A 15,095-nucleotide genomic window follows, 5' to 3' on the forward strand; every position below is an offset into this window, starting at 1 on the left:
ATATAATAGCCAAAGTAAAGCCCCTAGAATCAGACTAGGGGCTTTTGCTATATTATTTCGTAACTTCATTATCCAGATAGGACCTCAGTGTTTGCTGTAACGTACCTTTGGTTTCTGCCTTTAGGTCAAAAGTGATTCCGGCATGGATCATTTTTCTTACAAGCTCAGGACGCATTCCAGTAATGACAGCGTTTGAACCCATCATTGATACGCCGCTCAATACTTTTTGGAAATGGGAGATGACGTTCATTTCCATATCGGCAATTCCTGAAAGATCCATAATCAATGTTTGGACTTTCAGTTTTGAAATATCCATCAGGACCTTCTCTTCGATAATCTGCATTCTGTAGTCATCCATCATACCGATTAGAGGAAGTACCGCAACGGAACTGCTGACCGGGATAATAGGGACTGACAAGTGTTCTACCAACTTCCTCTGCGAGTTAAGCAGTTCATCTTTGTACTTTGTATAAGTCAGGAAGAAGGTATTCAGGAATTGGTCAACTCGGTCATTGATCCTTTTCTCAAGCTGGAAGAATTCCTCGCGGTCAGAAAATCGGTTGTACATTTGATCATATTTGTTAAGGAAGTGCCACAAAGTTCGGCGAATGGCCTGAATCCATTCCAGCTTGAAAGCAACAGTCAACGAATGTTCTGCCCAGGCGATTCCTTCTTGCTCAGCAAAAGCAACCAGATTCTCTTCTTGCTGCTCCACTATGTAAACAATTAACTTTTCTGCATTTTTTAAAAGGTCGATATTCCCTTTTTGGAGAATCTCATTAATCTTCGAAGCTACGTTCACCGCTTCTGATAATAAGTGTTGTTCGAATAGCTCCCTGTTGGATTGAATGAAATCGGACACTTCATCTTTTTGGTTAAAAGTTGATTCCATTATTTGTACACTCCCCGGCTTTTACTTATTTAATTAACAACATCTAGATAGGGTTAAATCTCCTTAATTTAACTGTAGCAAACAATGAATGTAAACTCAAATAATCCTATGCCAGGAAGCATGATATTCATTTTATTGAAGGAAATATGCTCAGAAAAACGAATTACTTATAGGTAGATCAAGTTTTAGGACTTTTAATTTAGCAAGGTGAAGGGGGAAAACAATGGGGTGGTTCATCATTGTCATCATTGCTTACTTACCGATAATTTACCGGGTTCATCGCCGTCTGGACTTTCTGGAAAAAGAGGTTGAGCGGTTAAGCAAGGAAAAGGAAGTTATCTAACATGAAACAAGAACAAGAGATGATAGGCCAGCTTCTTGATTGGGCCAGTAAAAACGATAATATCCGGACTGTGCTGATGACAAGTTCACGAGCAAATCCACATGCATTCACTGATCTGTTCACCGATCATGATTTCGAAATTTTCGTGAATGATTTAAATGCTTTTACCGAGGACGATGGATGGCTCGAGCAATTCGGTCTGCTCATAAAGAAAGTGGTTTTGCAGGACGGCGATTGGCGAACAAGACTTGTCCTTTACGAAGATGGAACTAAAATCGATTTTCAGATTTCGACGAATGACTTTATAAAAAAACTGGCTGCCATGACTGAACTGCCAAAAGAATACGACAATGGCTATAAAGTCTTGTTAGATAAGGATGGAATCACAAATGGAATCCCGGCTCCTGCTTACAAGGCATATATAACAAAGAAGCCGTCAGCTGACACATTTGCCGATATTATCAACAGTTTTTGGGGAGATACCGCATACGTCGCGAACAGCCTTTGGCGTGATGAATTGTATTTTGCAAAATACATGCTTGATAATGTCATTCGATTCCATTATCTCCAGCCTGTTATTGAATGGCACCTGGGAGTAAAGCATGATTGGACCGTCAATCCCAATAAGTTCGGCCGTTGGTTCAAACGTTACCTGGACTCCGAAACATGGGCAGAACTGGAAGGGACTTATGCAGGAGCAAGGATTGAGGAGAACTGGCAAGCTCTATTCCGGACAGCAGACCTGTTCAGCACCCTGGCACAGGAAGTGGGGAAGAGTTTGGGATATGAGTACCCGATGGAATATGAGCAGAAAATGAGGATGTATTTGATGAAGGTGAAAGATTTGCCGAAAGATGCTAAGAGTTTTACATAGAAGAAAGACTGCCAGTGAATCAGAGGCAGTCTTTTACATTTTAAAATTGATCTAAATATATTTTCTCTTCGAGACCTGTTTTTGCGGATATAAATTTTCCCTCGTCAAAGTACTGCAAATCCGGTTCCATGAAAACCAATTCAAAGTTTCCGGTTAAAGCTGAGTAAATGACAACTGCTTTTTTGTCACCAGTTCTGTCAGATGAAGCTGGAAGGCTGACTGCATCCAGTTGTTCGAAGGAAGGAACATCGGGATTGTGGTTAAAGCTCTCAAGCTCGCCGTTCCTGGCATTAAGGTTAAGAATAGTTGCGGTTTCAAAAGGTGTATACAATGTATAACCTTGAACTTTTGGCACAGCTTTGAAGCTATAAACCTTGTATCTGGAATCATTAGCTGAGGAGTTGAAATTAAAGCCTAAAGAAACGAGTTCAAGATTTATATCTTTTCCGTATATTTTTTCTAAATATAAACTGGCTTTTTTTTCGGCTTCTTCCTGATCCATGATTGGTCCATCGGTTAGCGGGCCAGTATCTCCAAAATACTCAGTTATTTGGCCGGTAACTGCATCGATCTGTCCGCCATAGCCATTTTTATTCTCAAAACGATAGACATATATATCATTTACAGGACTTACTTTTTCCAATTCAAATTCATCTTGCTCAATATTTAGAGAGTCGGCAATACGACTTGCTAATTCCGATTCCTTCAGTGGCTCGATCTGGTCAGGCATTTTATGAAAACGAGTATAACTGTAGGTTAATAAGTTTACGTTTTCATAAAACTTATCCATCTCTTTAACATCTAAAATGTGAAGATAGGAGCTGTAGCCATGGTGGGTTTTTTCATAGTCTTCCCGAAAATCTTGCCTGTGACTTTGAATATAATCTTTTAGCGCCTGGTATGCTGATTCATCTGTTTCAGACCACCTGCCCTGGTTAAAGCGGGTTTTCATCACTTCAAGCATCGAATTCAGTCTTTGAGTATTCAGGATGAGATAGAATTCTGTTGAATTTTTATTATACTCTTCAATAAAATTCATATGATCTGTAAGTTCATTATTATATTCAAAGAAACGATTCATTACATAAGAGTCAAAATTGATTTGGTCTTTGTTTTTCACAGCATCAATTACTCCGTCCATTTGCCCGAGAACATCATAATAACCATCGGTAGCCATGAACAATTGTTCTCGTTCATTGATGTAATCGGTAAATACCATGGAAAAAAGGATGCCGGCTAGAACGACAGAAATGAGCCTTAAACGATTCAGTTTCATTTTTAAAATGATTTTATCATCAAGGGCTTTTGAAACAGCCGGCTCTTCCATGTCATCTATTTGGATTGTCTTTTCGCCAGTTTCGTAAAACTTCCTGCACGCCTCACACTCCTCCAGATGTCCATCAACTGCTGTTTTCACAGAAGGGGTTAGGTCATTTTCTATATATAAAGGATATAGATCCTGGGCCACTTCATGTTCCATTTTCATGCTTCATCCTCCAAATGCTTGTAGATTTCTTTAAATTTTTTTCTGGCCCGGTACAAGCCAACCTTTACCTGGCCGATTGTTTCGTTTGTAATCACGGCAACTTCCTCATAAGTAAGATCGTTCACATCACGCAAAATGATATACGTTCTGTAATTTTCCGGCAGCTTAAGTAATGTCAGCTCGATTGCATTTTGGTCATCTAAACGTTTGAATTGATCGTGCTGCTGAGTCAAGTGCAGGTCAATCTTATCTGATTGAAGCTCCATGCTGGTTTGTTTCTTCTTGCTGAAATTGATATATGTGTTTCTTGCAATTTTAAAAAGCCAGGTTTTTAATGAGGACTCACCCCGGAAGCTGGAAAGGGACTGAAAGGCCTTCAGAAATGTATCCTGGGTAAGATCTTCAGCAATATGCTGATTTAACGTCGAACGGTATAGGTACAAGAAAATCATATTCTTATATTTTTCGTATAATTCAATCCTCGGGTCTGACATTCCATCCCCCTCTCTCTAGAAAACATAGACAGTTAGCATTACCAAAAGTTACACATTATTTTACTTTTTTTAGAAAAGTGAGTTGAGAATTTAAAACCAGATGGTAAAATTAGCTAAAAGTGTATCTGCCACTTAATAATATCATCGGTACATAATAAATGTTTTGTAGAACGACAGGGGGATCTTTTATGGAATTGACCTTAAGGCCTATAGATAAGGATAATTGGGAAGAGGCAATACAGTTAAAAGTAAAGGATGAGCAAAGGGATTTTATCGCCTCCAACCTGTACTCCATTGCAGAAGTCCAATTTCTTGATCAGTTCACAGCATACGGGATTTATGCAGTGGAGCAAATGGTTGGGTTTACAATGTTTGGAGTTGACCCTGATGACGATAATTATTGGATTTATCGTTTGATGATAGATCAAGAGCATCAGGGAAAAGGATTCGGGAGTGCTGCTGTAAAGTTAGTAATCGAAGAGATTAAGAGAATGAACACGACCGGAATCCCATTGATCATGATCGGTTATGACAGGGAAAATGAAGGTGCCAGAGCGACATACACCAAGGCCGGATTCGTTGAGACTGAAATTGCGCCATGGGGAGAGCAGTTGGCAGCTTATAGGCTTAAGGCAGAGATTCACTGATATGACGTACAAAAATCAGTGTAAGCAGGGGAAAAGTGTCCATCATCAAAGTCATGACGGACAGAAGAGAAAAAAAGCACCAGAAAAGTGTCCGTCATCAAGGCTATGACGGACAGAAATGAAAGGAAACACCGAAAAAGTTTCCGTCACCAAGGCTATGACGGACAGAAATGAAAAGGAAGTCCTGAAATAGTGTCCGTCATCAAGGCTATGACGGACAGAAATAGAAGGAAGTCCTGAAAAAGTGTCCGTCATCAAGGTTTGATGGACAGAAATAAGAGGAAACCCCACAAAAATGTCAGTCATTAAATGAAGAGGTGCTAGCTCGCTTCAGGTTTGGTCCCGAATTTATTGAATGAAATGATTCGCGCCACCACACTTGTCAGTGAGCCAACAATAGCGCTGCCAATGATGTCTGACGGATAGTGGTGACCAACCCAAATGCGGGAGAAGCCTGTTAGCGCTGACATCCACATCATGATCGTACCGAGGGTCCTGTGAAACATCAAGACAGTTGTAGAAGCGGCGAAAGCGAGCATTGTATGCTTGCTGGGGAAGGAAGAATTCATTTTTGACGGAATAAGGATTCCGACACGTCGTTTCATGAAGGGGCGAGGTTTGAAATAAAATAAATGGATGAAGAAGTGTGCAATGAAGCTAATGGCTACTGACATGCCTGCTTCATGTGCAATACGTTTATTAAATCTGTTTTTGAACAGCATCAATACTATGATCAAAAGATAAGCATAGCGCACCCGATTCGAAATAAGGATCATTAGTTGATCCACTGGTGATACGCGGCCAGAAAGTCTGTTGATTAGCTTGTAAAGTTTAAGATCCATCATGTTTCTCCTCAATGTTTTAGTCTTACTTTTCCCTGGCTGAATAGAAAAATGTATGAAAAAAGGAGAGGATAAAATAATGGAAACAAAGATCGTCAATAAAGAAGCATTTAAGGCTGTAGGGGTTAAATGGATCGGCACTTTTGAACAGGCCGCCAAAGGAGATATTAAGGACTTCCACAAAAAGTTTCTAAATAGCAAGAACCAAATAAAGAGTGCCGTAAATCCCGAAAATATTATTGGTCTGTCTTATCACATCACAGATAATGGCTTTACCTATTATCTGGCACTTGAAGTTGAAGATGGGACAGCTATCCCTGAAGGAATGGAGATTATCTCGGTTCCGTCCTGTACATTTGCCACAACTGAGTATAAGGGTGCAGCTGTGCATGAAGCTTATACAGCCTTGTATACATGGATCAAACAGAATCGATATACTTTAAGCCAGGGTGATTTAGAGCATTTGGAAGAGTATCCAGGAAGTTTTGATCCTGTTACGGATGTACCTAAGCTGAAAATCCATATTCCGATTAAGGGGATTTAGAAGAAGGGTATAGTAGGGGATGAAGTGGAGCCAATTAAAAATTTCCCAAGTCTATTTTTATCAAAAAAAAACAAGCACTTTGGAAGCTGCTTGACCAATGGCGTTAGCAAACTTCTTTCTTTCAGGCTGAGGTGTTGGTTTTTTCATTTGCCAATATCCTCCCCACCCTGGTTACTGCTTCCTATTCGAAATAATTCAAGTCCTCTTAGTAAGGCATCACCCCCGAAACCAGCCATGATGGACATCAAAAAGACTCTTAGCAGTGAATCAGCTTCAGATGAGACCACTAGAAGTGCGGCGGCTAGTGATCCTGTGAGAATCTCTTCCAGGAAACCCAGGTAAATGAACTTTTTCGTCCTTCTAGGCATGATGACCTTGCCTCGTTTTCTTACATGAGCTGTCAGTCCAACAAATCCACCGATGACCATTGAGAAAAGAATGTTTTCTAACAAATTGATCACTCTCCTAAAGTCCAGATTTTTGTTGGGTCGACCATAGGTAACTCTAGGTGTAATACTATTATACAAGTAATAATAGTGGAAAAGCATGTGTAAATTTATCGAATTTTCAGTAAATTTAAATGGTAAAAACTATGTGTAACTTTTTGGAAGAATTTAAAATTCAGGACCTTTATAAAAAGTTACAGGCCTATAGTCATAAAGATTAAATGTTAATGGATGAATCCAAAAGCGGAAAATCAATTTGAAGGGAGCTCATAAATGTTTGTTTTAAATGTGGAAGGCGCTGTATTCAGAGAGGGAAAGTGGTTAATCATTGAAAGGAGCACTCAGGAGGAACACGCAGGAGGGCTGTTATCGCTTGTTGGAGGAACGGTAGAAAACGAAGGATTCTCAACAGGTTTGCTTGAGCGAACTCTGAAACGGGAGCTTTTTGAGGAAGTGGGCATTACAATAAAAGATGAAGTTAAGTATGTTCGGAATTCTTCTTTTGTGCTCCCGGATGGAAGGGAAGTGCTTGATCTGGTGTTCTATTGTGAGATTGCCGCTGGCGAACCATACCCAAAAAGCAAGAATGAAGTTGAAGCAGTTTACTGGATGACTGCAGCAGAAATTTTAGCTCACCCAAAGGCTCCTATTTGGCTAAGGGAAAGCATTGAAGAGGCCGAAAATCAAAATAATGAAATTCAACTCAAATGACGCCGCCTTTACAAGGTGGTTTTATTGTTGCACCTCAAAAAAGGGATATGTGTAAGTTTAGCGAATAAGTAAGTGTATTTTTAACTTTTAAATATGGGGTTGTATAATGAACGCTGAAGAAGAGTTATTGGCACAAGTATTTTCGAAGCTATGCACAAATAATCGCTTTATTTTAGGTATAGATGGTCTTAGCAGGGCAGGAAAAACAACTTACGTGAAGAGAATCGCTTCAATACTTACGGAAAAAGAAATTGAATGTACAGTCATTCACTTGGACGACCATATTGTAGGGCGGTCAAAAAGGTACAATACCGGCCGAGAGGAGTGGCAGGAATATTATTACTTACAGTGGGATGTAGAGTCACTAGTGAAAACCTTATTTATAAACTTGATTCACTCAGATGAAATTGAACTCCCATATTATGAAAATGAAACGGACCAACATGTTAATAGAACGCTGAATCTGGCTTTAAAAAGAGTAATAATTTTAGAAGGGATTTTCCTCCAGAGAGAGGAATGGAAACCATTTATTGATTATACCGTTTTTATAGACTGTCCACGAGACGTAAGGTTTGCGAGGGAAAGCAGTCAAACTCAATTGAACATTGAAAAATTCAGAAACAGATACTGGAAAGCAGAGGACTACTACATGGAAAAGCTTCGCCCCGTAGAAGAAGCTGACCTAGTTATCCCTTTTACTCAATTAATGAAGTATTAACAAAGAACTGGAGGTGAAGGGAAATGAATTGGAAAAAGCTATTAGGTTTTGGCAAAAGTAAGGAAAACGACATCAATATAGAAAAGTGCGGAATCTCAGAAAAGGCAATGACAATTGTCAAAAGAAATATGGATGGTAAATTGCATCCTTTTTACAAAGGAGATTTGTATACTGAGAAGCGTGTTGAAATAGTAGGGATTTGCGTAGAAGCCATACAGGCAGAAGCGGAACAACTGGTTTTAAAACTTAGGGAGGAGCTTAAGGCGATAAACTATTTGGCCTTTATATGCGAATCAGAACGTGAAAAAATCGCCATTATCCCTGGTTCAGATCAGTTTGAGATCCTGCGGCTCCAGCAGACGAATGGGGATAATTATGATATAAGCAACGATCGGGTTATATCTAAACTGAAGGAATGGCATAGAAGCTATCCATTCACGATAATTGGAGCGGATTACGATTGGGTGGAAGCGAAAATTGAAGTCTTACCTAAAGGCAAAGAGCTAAATGCGTTTGCCAGAGAAATCGCTCAATTCTGTCCTGACATCGTGGACCAGGGAACAGGAAGCATCAAGGGCTTGATTCAAGAGATCAATGAATCAAAAAAATTGTACTTTTGGTGGGACTGATATGCTAAAAAAAGTGCTGCGACATAGATTGGTATTGATATCCATTTTTATTGGCTGGACAGGGGTGACAGTTACTCCTTTCTTTGATTCTGTCATTGTAACCCCTGATTATGATCTGACAAAGCATAGACTTGGGCAACCGCTGCCGATTATTGAACAGAACACCTGGTTGACACCATTGGAGGATGCTTTTCCATTTGAATTGGGATTAGTGAGTCCGCAGGAGAATCCTACGAAGATATTAGCAGGGAACTATTTATTCCTTGTAGTGGCAGCTGTGTGTGCTGTTTATGTGGCTCTTTTTAGTATTGTGTCTTTATGTAAGAGAGTTCGGTGATGTTTGATGTTTAATGATCTCTCTAATAAATTCAGAAGATTTGCGATTCATGAATGCAGGGAATCAAGCCCGTTATATGAGTTTCTTTCTTTAAAGATTGCTGAAGACGGTGAGATGCTTGAACTTGCATCTTCGGCAAAGAAGGGGCAGCCTGTGCCCAATTTGTTCTTTGGAGCGGTACACTATTTAATATTGAGAGGTTATAACCATAGGCTCTCTGGTTTTTATCACAGCATAACAAATCATCCAGGAAAGGCAGAAGATGCATACCCTGCTTTCGTGGACTTTTGCCAGACATATTTTAATGAGATTGTTGGTTTGTTGAAAAATAAGATCGTCCAGACCAACGAAGTCAGACGGTGTTCGTATCTTTATCCAGTATTCAGTCATATATATCAAATGACTAAAAAACCAATGGCATTAATCGAAATCGGAACCAGTGCGGGTTTGCAACTATGCGTGGACCAATACAGTTATTCTTATGGAACTGGAGAGATATATGGGAACCCGAATTCTCAAGTTCATCTTTCCTCTGTAATTAAAGGGGAAAACACGCTGTTGCAACAAATGAATAAGCCCCAAGTGGCAACAAGGATCGGAGTCGACCTACATATAAATGATGTAAGAAATACAGATGATTACTTATGGCTAAAGGCATTGATCTGGCCAGAACACAGTGAAAGACTGGAGCTGTTTGAAAAAGCAGCAAGATATGTGAGCAATCAAACATTAAGTTTAGTAGAAGGGGATGGAGTTGAAATACTCAGATCCCTGGAAACCGAAATTTCAGAGGAACAAGTGATTTGTGTATTCCATACTCATGTAGCTAATCAAATGCCAGTCGAGACAAAGGTGAAGCTTCTGGAGCAAATAAAAGAAATTGGACAACGAAGGGCAATTTTTCATATATACAATAATATTTACGATGCAAAGCTCCATCTGGATTATTATCTCGATGGAAAAGAAAGCTTGAACACAATTGGGGAAACAGAAGGTCATGGCCGGTGGTTCAGCCTGGAGTTTTAACAATTTGGGCGGCGGTGATAAAAGACATCGGGAGCCTATGGCTGCTGGACTAATAACTATGATCAGGAGTGGGGATATGATTAGCGATGATAAGAGATTGCTAGCTGAAAGATGGTTCGGAGAATATTTTACTCAGGGGAATCTTGGAGTGATTGAGGAACTGACCACCGAGGACTTTGTTTACCACTCGCGAAACGGTGAAAACTCACGTGATTTGATGGTTAATTTCATGAAATGGTACCGGTCGGTTTTTCATGATGATGAATGGGTCCTGGAGGATTTGATTGAACAGGGCAATAAACTGGTGGTGCGTTATACCGGATGGATGACATACCATGGTGGCTGGTTTGATATTCCTTCAAAAAATCAGCGTGTTAAAGAGACAGGTATTATGATCTTCAGATTTGAAGGATGTAAAGTAAAAGAAATGTGGTGTGAAAATAGTGATGCAGCTATTCTCTATGATTTGGGTGCACTGAAGAAAAATACTCATGAAGTATTTTAGGAGGATGAGGCATGGCAGGAACAATATTTTGGCTGTTAGTCATAGCGTTTGGCTTCCTATTAGTTGGAGGCCTGATAACTAAATCCTGGAAGCTTCTCCTTATGAGCGGGCTTGCTGTTACTCTTCCATCCCTTTATTTTGGAGGAGCGGAGAATTGGTTCAGTATTCTAGCCCTTGTCCCATTGATCCCCTTTGGATTGAGTTACTTTATGGCGAGAAAGCGAAAGGTTAGCAGATAAAAAGGATTGTATTCAGAAAACTGGCAGCAAGTTGCTTTCCCGTGTAAATGCATGGGTTGAAGAAGAGAATTTCGAGTTCATCATTGTGTGGCCCATCGATACTAGCATCGAGTTTTATGGCAGAAACGGCTACACGCATTGTACAGAACCTATGGAACGGCAATTTTAAAGACGATTATTCAACGTGAATATTTAGATTGAATTTTCGCAATAGTTGAAACCTTCTTTCCTTATAAACGTATTACTGTATATATTGGGAAAAGGAGGAAAAAGTGATGCTGAATTTACGTTCCAATTATGAGGATTCTTCCAAAATAATCCTAGTGACAGCAATTATTCTAATCATCAGCAGTTTATTCATGCCTCTCGTTTTTGTTTATTATATCCAAGATTATTTATACCTGTCAGCCGATAAATGGTTTTATGATACACCTTCATCTGCTTATGTCATTTTCATGATTGGCATGCTTTGGATTGCAATAACCCTATTAGTTCATTTATTCCTTAAGTGGAAGTTCGATTGGAAAGGTGTCAAATGGTTTACACTTTTCATTATGTTAGGCAGCATACCATTCTTCATGTTCGGCGTGTCGAACTATTATTATCTTGATAACCAGGGAATACATTTTAATCATCATAAAACCTACAAAACGATTAATTCTTATTATTGGGAAGATTTGGAGGAAGCGAAAGAAATTTTCGTGAAAAGCAATGGGGTGACCGTGGTGGACCATTTAAACCTGGTAACAAAAGAGGGTGATGTTATCGAATTGCCTTACAGCAGTAAGGTGAAAAACAACAGGTTCAAAATCATGGAAAAACTGCAGGAATACAATGTTCCCCTGACCAATAATATGGGAGATTTATATGAATGATTCTAAATTGAAAAGAAAATATGGTGACCGGGCAGATTGGAACCGTGTCGTTCAAAGGGAATTTATCCAGGATTTCTTCGATGAAATGGATTTTAAGGGCTATGTCACTCTTTTAAAGGTTATCGAAATTACGGAACCATTAGACGTCCAGTATGGGGATAAAACGGTACGTATAGTTGACGAGGGTTATACTTGGCTGCAGCATTTTCCTGAGGGGGCGAGTCATTCACTTACCACTATGTTTAATTCTGAGGGAGAGATTGTCCAGTGGTATATCGATATATGTTATCGAATGGGCATTGAAAATAGCCGTCCATGGATAGATGATCTTTTTTTGGATATCATTATCCTTCCTTCCGGAGATGTGTTTCACAAAGATGCTGATGAGCTAGAGTTGGCCTTATCCTCTGGTTCTATTGATGAAGATCTATATAAAATTGCAACCTCTGAGGCTATCTCCATAAAAAAACGAATCGAAGCAGATGAATTTGATTTGCTTTATTTATCTAAGGTGCATAAAGAATTTTTGGAACGGAAGTTGAGCAGTTAGTGAAATGGCGAGGAGCGAATTTGTGTTGGACCATATTGAAATTCATGATATGAAACAAAGTTTTTTAGATTTTTATGAAAAAGCAGCTGGGGCTGAGGTGAATCCAGAAGAAAGATGGAAGCTATGGCAGGAGTATTATGGATTTGCGGCTGTTCCTCCGGGTACGGAAGGAGAGAAGTTAGCAAGACAGCTCCTGGATAATTGTTGGGAACAGTATGAACAGCATATTGATGATATCATTTCGTGGAATCCGGATCAGGCTGCAATAAAGGATAAGTTAGGGGAAGTAAAACAAGTTTTAGGATTTAACGATGATATCACCTTATTGCTGTTGTTCTTTGTTGGCAATTTTGAAGGGAATGCCTTCATTGCTCCTACAGAGGAAGGGAACATTGCTTTATGTTTCCCTATTGAGACTCAGTCATATAGAGATTCCGAGATACTACTTTTACATGAATTAGCACATGTCGTTCACTCCCATAAAGCTGATCACAGTGCAGGTTGGGAGCGTTCTATTGCTTCGGTAATCATCCAGGAAGGGATAGCGATGCACACAAGCAAGGTTCTTGCACCGGGAAGGAAGCTTGTTGAGTATATTGGAAATGACGATCAATGGTTAACATTATGCAATGAGAAAGAGTTAGAGATTTTATCTGGTGCCATTCCTTTTCTGGAGAAGAGCGATTCCGAATCTGTTTTTCGATTTACAGTTGGCGAGGGGATCTGCGGATTCCAAAACGAGGCCTATTTTATAGGCTGGAAGCTGGTAGAGCATCTTTTGGAAAACGGAATGTCATTGAGTGATTTAGCAGGCTTCCACGAGCGAGAGTTACCAGGATTTGTTGCAACTCACCTTAATCAATATATAGAAAGTAAATGGTCGGATTATGTATGTCAAGATATATAGATATCGCGTAAAGCCGGGCAGGGAGCAAGAATACCTCGAAATACAGAACGAAGCAGAGCGGGTATATTCGCATTTCATACAGAAGAAGACCTTGTTTTTGCAAAGCAGCCAAGATAGGGAAGTTTGGCAGGAAATACATATCTATCAGGATGAGAAAAGCTATACTGACACTGTCTCTTTAGTAGACCAACAGCCTCGAATCCAGGTTTTGTACAACCGGTTCCTTGAAGTGATCACCTCAATTGAGGAAATGTCTGAAGAAAACTATCAGCTGATTGACTTGCAGGAAAAAACTTTGAATGCGAGAAGGTCTGGAGATTAAGATGAAACATACTATTAGATTATTTATTTTAATTTTGCTCATTACAGGCTGCAGTACTAATTTTGAACCAGAGCTCACAAGGATAGACGTGCAAAAAATTAATGAAGATGGTCTGAAAGACGGTGAAGAAAGAATCATTGCCCCAAGGGAGAAACTGCAAACTATAGAACAGGTATTTGAACGTATCAAGTGGTCACCAAAGACGGAAGCAGAAATGGCAAGGAAAGAGGATGTAATTGCCATCTTCTTCATCCAGGAAGAGAAGAATATGCCAGAAAGATTATATCATTATCGAATATGGTTTGAAGGTGAAACGGCCACTATTATCAGCGACAAAGAAAATGAGGGTTATGGACGGTTAACAGATAAAGAACAGGTGGAGGTTCTTGAATCTGAATTTTTGGCTGAGGGGTAGGGTTTTAGAATTGTACCAGATAGATGGGGGTTCATTCAAATATTCAAAAAGCAACAATCAATCCGAAATCAGAAATAAAAAGTGAGGGAGCAGTTCAACCCTCACTTTCTTATGCTTTCAACTAACTTACAGCATGAAAGGCAGGCGGATACTCTATTTTCCCCTGTAATCCCGTTAATGAGTCTTTCTTTAGCTCAAGAGCCATAAATACTTCGTCAGGCACAGGGAAAGGGGGAAGTATTCCAAATTGGCTTGTCGGCGAAAAGCCAAAACGAGGGTAAAAATTCGGGTGCCCAAGGACAAATACATGTTCATATCCTAAATCCTTGCATGCTTTAATCCCTTCATTGACCAAATCAGAACCGATTCCGCTATTTTGGTAATTTGGTTTCACCGCCATAGGTGCAAGACTTAAAGTAGGAACAGTTCCTTGGGCTGTAACAAGGTGAATGACACTGAAAAGGATATGTCCGATTATTTCACCTTCAGCCTTAACCGCTACGAGGCTCAAAGTAGAGATGAAATTTTCCGACTGCCTTATAAGTTCAACCAAAGAAGCTTCATTTTCTCCATTGTTAAAAGCCAAAACATTTAATTTCCTTATACCTGTAACATCACCGGTGTTTTCTGGGCGAATGATATAATTAGCGTTTTTCATATTCCTTATACTCCTTCCATACGAGGTTGGATGTCATGGATTCTGAATTCGTAAATTCCCTATAATAACGGCTTTCATTTTCACCAGAAATAGAGTCAATTTCTTTTAATAATGGAATGAGAAATTTCAGGTCTTTGTTTATTTGCTCTACATTCTGTTTATAGTCGCTGCCGTTCTTTATATTAATGGCCAATTCGCGGTACTGATTTCCAAGGGAATCTAGCACGTCTCCAATCACTGATATTTTACCGTTCATCATATAGTATTGTCTGCTTAATATAGTTATTTCTCCAATGTGGGCCGCTAAAGTGAATTCACCTTCTTGTTCTTGCATAATTTTGGTCCACATGTTCGGGTCGCCATCACTTTCCAAGAGGAAAATAGAGCCCCGTACTGTGCGTTGAAAGTCATGCCCCAATTGACTCTCAAAATCTGCGATTCTGTTGTACTGGTAAATTGTAATGAAAATAAGTAAAGCAATGACGGCAAAATTCAGGTAGATAATTCGTCTTGCTTTCATGTAAACGCCCCTTAACATGATTTAGGATTATTTTAGCAATTAATTCCTAATAATGGAATTGGTATTTTTGCCTATATTTTATATTTCAATTTCTTTCACTAAATGACTGGTTATC

The 15,095-nt window shown here is 39.5% G+C and carries 22 protein-coding genes; 15 read left to right on the forward strand and 7 right to left on the reverse strand.

The genetic code is table 11. The annotated features are described in order from the left end of the window. Positions 1–52 precede the first annotated feature (52 nt). The gene (locus tag J7I80_RS09185; protein ID WP_214737767.1) at positions 53–892 is read right to left on the reverse strand and encodes an STAS domain-containing protein; all 840 of its coding nucleotides are present in this window, start codon (positions 890–892) and stop codon (positions 53–55) included. Positions 893–1,236: 344 nt separating this feature from the next. On the opposite strand from J7I80_RS09185, the gene J7I80_RS09190 reads away from it, so the two are divergent. Continuing rightward, entirely contained in the window at positions 1,237–2,109 is an 873-nt protein-coding gene (locus tag J7I80_RS09190; protein ID WP_214737769.1) for an aminoglycoside 6-adenylyltransferase, read from the forward strand. Positions 2,110–2,149: 40 nt separating this feature from the next. Here the strand turns inward: J7I80_RS09190 and J7I80_RS09195 are convergent, their stop codons facing one another. Beyond that, a complete protein-coding gene (locus tag J7I80_RS09195) occupies positions 2,150–3,595 on the reverse strand; it encodes a zf-HC2 domain-containing protein (protein WP_214737770.1) in 1,446 nt (481 codons plus the stop codon). After that, the gene (locus tag J7I80_RS09200) at positions 3,592–4,089 is read right to left on the reverse strand and encodes an RNA polymerase sigma factor (RefSeq protein WP_214737772.1); all 498 of its coding nucleotides are present in this window, start codon (positions 4,087–4,089) and stop codon (positions 3,592–3,594) included. Before J7I80_RS09200 ends, J7I80_RS09195 begins: the two co-directional genes overlap by 4 nt. A 188-nt stretch (positions 4,090–4,277) precedes the next feature. On the opposite strand from J7I80_RS09200, the gene J7I80_RS09205 reads away from it, so the two are divergent. Then, positions 4,278–4,736, forward strand: coding sequence for a GNAT family N-acetyltransferase (locus tag J7I80_RS09205; RefSeq protein ID WP_214737774.1), 459 nt, complete (start codon positions 4,278–4,280; stop codon positions 4,734–4,736). A gap of 320 nt (positions 4,737–5,056) precedes the next feature. Here the strand turns inward: J7I80_RS09205 and J7I80_RS09210 are convergent, their stop codons facing one another. Continuing rightward, positions 5,057–5,578, reverse strand: coding sequence for an undecaprenyl-diphosphatase (locus J7I80_RS09210; RefSeq protein WP_214737776.1), 522 nt, complete (start codon positions 5,576–5,578; stop codon positions 5,057–5,059). Positions 5,579–5,657: 79 nt separating this feature from the next. Between J7I80_RS09210 and J7I80_RS09215 the strand changes: the two genes are divergently transcribed. Next, positions 5,658–6,122, forward strand: coding sequence for a GyrI-like domain-containing protein (locus tag J7I80_RS09215; protein WP_214737779.1), 465 nt, complete (start codon positions 5,658–5,660; stop codon positions 6,120–6,122). A gap of 143 nt (positions 6,123–6,265) precedes the next feature. Here J7I80_RS09215 and J7I80_RS09220 read toward each other — a convergent pair whose 3' ends face one another. Further along, positions 6,266–6,574 (reverse strand): DUF4257 domain-containing protein, encoded by a 309-nt coding sequence (locus J7I80_RS09220; RefSeq protein ID WP_214737781.1) that lies wholly within the window; start codon positions 6,572–6,574, stop codon positions 6,266–6,268. A gap of 267 nt (positions 6,575–6,841) precedes the next feature. Between J7I80_RS09220 and J7I80_RS09225 the strand changes: the two genes are divergently transcribed. The 12 genes from J7I80_RS09225 to J7I80_RS09280 all read left to right on the forward strand — a co-directional run bounded on the left by J7I80_RS09225 (position 6,842) and on the right by J7I80_RS09280 (position 13,802). Then, positions 6,842–7,279 (forward strand): NUDIX hydrolase, encoded by a 438-nt coding sequence (locus J7I80_RS09225; RefSeq protein WP_214737783.1) that lies wholly within the window; start codon positions 6,842–6,844, stop codon positions 7,277–7,279. Positions 7,280–7,385: 106 nt separating this feature from the next. After that, positions 7,386–7,997 carry a kinase gene (locus J7I80_RS09230; protein ID WP_214737785.1) on the forward strand — a complete coding sequence of 204 codons (612 nt, stop codon included), beginning with the start codon at positions 7,386–7,388 and terminating at the stop codon, positions 7,995–7,997. A 23-nt stretch (positions 7,998–8,020) separates the two neighbouring features. Then, positions 8,021–8,626: a DUF4253 domain-containing protein gene (locus J7I80_RS09235; RefSeq protein WP_214737787.1), complete on the forward strand. Its 606-nt coding sequence runs from the start codon at positions 8,021–8,023 to the stop codon at positions 8,624–8,626. Position 8,627: 1 nt separating this feature from the next. Next, positions 8,628–8,963: a hypothetical protein gene (locus J7I80_RS09240; RefSeq protein WP_214737788.1), complete on the forward strand. Its 336-nt coding sequence runs from the start codon at positions 8,628–8,630 to the stop codon at positions 8,961–8,963. Between the two features lie 6 nt (positions 8,964–8,969). Next, entirely contained in the window at positions 8,970–9,989 is a 1,020-nt protein-coding gene (locus J7I80_RS09245) for a DUF2332 domain-containing protein (RefSeq protein ID WP_214737789.1), read from the forward strand. Positions 9,990–10,065: 76 nt separating this feature from the next. Beyond that, positions 10,066–10,494 (forward strand): ester cyclase, encoded by a 429-nt coding sequence (locus tag J7I80_RS09250; RefSeq protein ID WP_214737790.1) that lies wholly within the window; start codon positions 10,066–10,068, stop codon positions 10,492–10,494. 11 nt (positions 10,495–10,505) lie between these two features. Next, positions 10,506–10,733: a hypothetical protein gene (locus J7I80_RS09255; RefSeq protein ID WP_214737791.1), complete on the forward strand. Its 228-nt coding sequence runs from the start codon at positions 10,506–10,508 to the stop codon at positions 10,731–10,733. Between the two features lie 275 nt (positions 10,734–11,008). Continuing rightward, the gene (locus J7I80_RS09260) at positions 11,009–11,608 is read left to right on the forward strand and encodes a hypothetical protein (protein ID WP_214737792.1); all 600 of its coding nucleotides are present in this window, start codon (positions 11,009–11,011) and stop codon (positions 11,606–11,608) included. After that, positions 11,601–12,158: a ribonuclease FAU-1 family protein gene (locus tag J7I80_RS09265; protein WP_214737793.1), complete on the forward strand. Its 558-nt coding sequence runs from the start codon at positions 11,601–11,603 to the stop codon at positions 12,156–12,158. The genes J7I80_RS09260 and J7I80_RS09265 overlap by 8 nt, the downstream gene beginning before the upstream one ends. A 4-nt stretch (positions 12,159–12,162) precedes the next feature. Beyond that, the gene (locus J7I80_RS09270; protein WP_214737794.1) at positions 12,163–13,065 is read left to right on the forward strand and encodes a hypothetical protein; all 903 of its coding nucleotides are present in this window, start codon (positions 12,163–12,165) and stop codon (positions 13,063–13,065) included. Positions 13,066–13,162: 97 nt separating this feature from the next. Continuing rightward, positions 13,163–13,387, forward strand: coding sequence for a hypothetical protein (locus J7I80_RS09275; protein ID WP_214737795.1), 225 nt, complete (start codon positions 13,163–13,165; stop codon positions 13,385–13,387). 1 nt (position 13,388) lies between these two features. After that, positions 13,389–13,802 carry a hypothetical protein gene (locus J7I80_RS09280; RefSeq protein WP_214737796.1) on the forward strand — a complete coding sequence of 138 codons (414 nt, stop codon included), beginning with the start codon at positions 13,389–13,391 and terminating at the stop codon, positions 13,800–13,802. Positions 13,803–13,923: 121 nt separating this feature from the next. Here the strand turns inward: J7I80_RS09280 and J7I80_RS09285 are convergent, their stop codons facing one another. Together J7I80_RS09285 and J7I80_RS09290 are read right to left on the reverse strand one after the other, a co-directional pair. Beyond that, positions 13,924–14,460, reverse strand: coding sequence for a GNAT family N-acetyltransferase (locus J7I80_RS09285; protein ID WP_214737797.1), 537 nt, complete (start codon positions 14,458–14,460; stop codon positions 13,924–13,926). Then, positions 14,447–14,980 (reverse strand): hypothetical protein, encoded by a 534-nt coding sequence (locus J7I80_RS09290; protein ID WP_214737798.1) that lies wholly within the window; start codon positions 14,978–14,980, stop codon positions 14,447–14,449. Before J7I80_RS09290 ends, J7I80_RS09285 begins: the two co-directional genes overlap by 14 nt. Positions 14,981–15,095 lie beyond the last annotated feature (115 nt).

Origin of the sequence: Bacillus sp. ISL-41, assembly GCF_018613235.1 — a bacterium.
GTDB lineage: Bacteria > Bacillota > Bacilli > Bacillales > Cytobacillaceae > Mesobacillus.

Excerpts from the sequence above, each read along its gene's own strand:
- J7I80_RS09230 (WP_214737785.1), top strand. The coding sequence starts at position 7,386 with ATGAACGCTGAAGAAGAGTTATTGGCACAAGTATTTTCGAAGCTATGC.
- J7I80_RS09280 (WP_214737796.1), top strand. The coding sequence starts at position 13,389 with ATGAAACATACTATTAGATTATTTATTTTAATTTTGCTCATTACAGGC.
- J7I80_RS09205 (WP_214737774.1), top strand. The coding sequence starts at position 4,278 with ATGGAATTGACCTTAAGGCCTATAGATAAGGATAATTGGGAAGAGGCA.
- J7I80_RS09240 (WP_214737788.1), top strand. The coding sequence starts at position 8,628 with ATGCTAAAAAAAGTGCTGCGACATAGATTGGTATTGATATCCATTTTT.
- J7I80_RS09200 (WP_214737772.1), bottom strand. The coding sequence starts at position 4,089 with ATGTCAGACCCGAGGATTGAATTATACGAAAAATATAAGAATATGATT.
- J7I80_RS09285 (WP_214737797.1), bottom strand. The coding sequence starts at position 14,460 with ATGAAAAACGCTAATTATATCATTCGCCCAGAAAACACCGGTGATGTT.
- J7I80_RS09255 (WP_214737791.1), top strand. The coding sequence starts at position 10,506 with ATGGCAGGAACAATATTTTGGCTGTTAGTCATAGCGTTTGGCTTCCTA.
- J7I80_RS09195 (WP_214737770.1), bottom strand. The coding sequence starts at position 3,595 with ATGAAAATGGAACATGAAGTGGCCCAGGATCTATATCCTTTATATATA.
- J7I80_RS09215 (WP_214737779.1), top strand. The coding sequence starts at position 5,658 with ATGGAAACAAAGATCGTCAATAAAGAAGCATTTAAGGCTGTAGGGGTT.
- J7I80_RS09210 (WP_214737776.1), bottom strand. The coding sequence starts at position 5,578 with ATGGATCTTAAACTTTACAAGCTAATCAACAGACTTTCTGGCCGCGTA.
- J7I80_RS09250 (WP_214737790.1), top strand. The coding sequence starts at position 10,066 with ATGATTAGCGATGATAAGAGATTGCTAGCTGAAAGATGGTTCGGAGAA.
- J7I80_RS09290 (WP_214737798.1), bottom strand. The coding sequence starts at position 14,980 with ATGAAAGCAAGACGAATTATCTACCTGAATTTTGCCGTCATTGCTTTA.
- J7I80_RS09265 (WP_214737793.1), top strand. The coding sequence starts at position 11,601 with ATGAATGATTCTAAATTGAAAAGAAAATATGGTGACCGGGCAGATTGG.
- J7I80_RS09270 (WP_214737794.1), top strand. The coding sequence starts at position 12,163 with ATGGCGAGGAGCGAATTTGTGTTGGACCATATTGAAATTCATGATATG.
- J7I80_RS09190 (WP_214737769.1), top strand. The coding sequence starts at position 1,237 with ATGAAACAAGAACAAGAGATGATAGGCCAGCTTCTTGATTGGGCCAGT.
- J7I80_RS09225 (WP_214737783.1), top strand. The coding sequence starts at position 6,842 with ATGTTTGTTTTAAATGTGGAAGGCGCTGTATTCAGAGAGGGAAAGTGG.
- J7I80_RS09245 (WP_214737789.1), top strand. The coding sequence starts at position 8,970 with ATGTTTAATGATCTCTCTAATAAATTCAGAAGATTTGCGATTCATGAA.
- J7I80_RS09185 (WP_214737767.1), bottom strand. The coding sequence starts at position 892 with ATGGAATCAACTTTTAACCAAAAAGATGAAGTGTCCGATTTCATTCAA.
- J7I80_RS09260 (WP_214737792.1), top strand. The coding sequence starts at position 11,009 with ATGCTGAATTTACGTTCCAATTATGAGGATTCTTCCAAAATAATCCTA.
- J7I80_RS09235 (WP_214737787.1), top strand. The coding sequence starts at position 8,021 with ATGAATTGGAAAAAGCTATTAGGTTTTGGCAAAAGTAAGGAAAACGAC.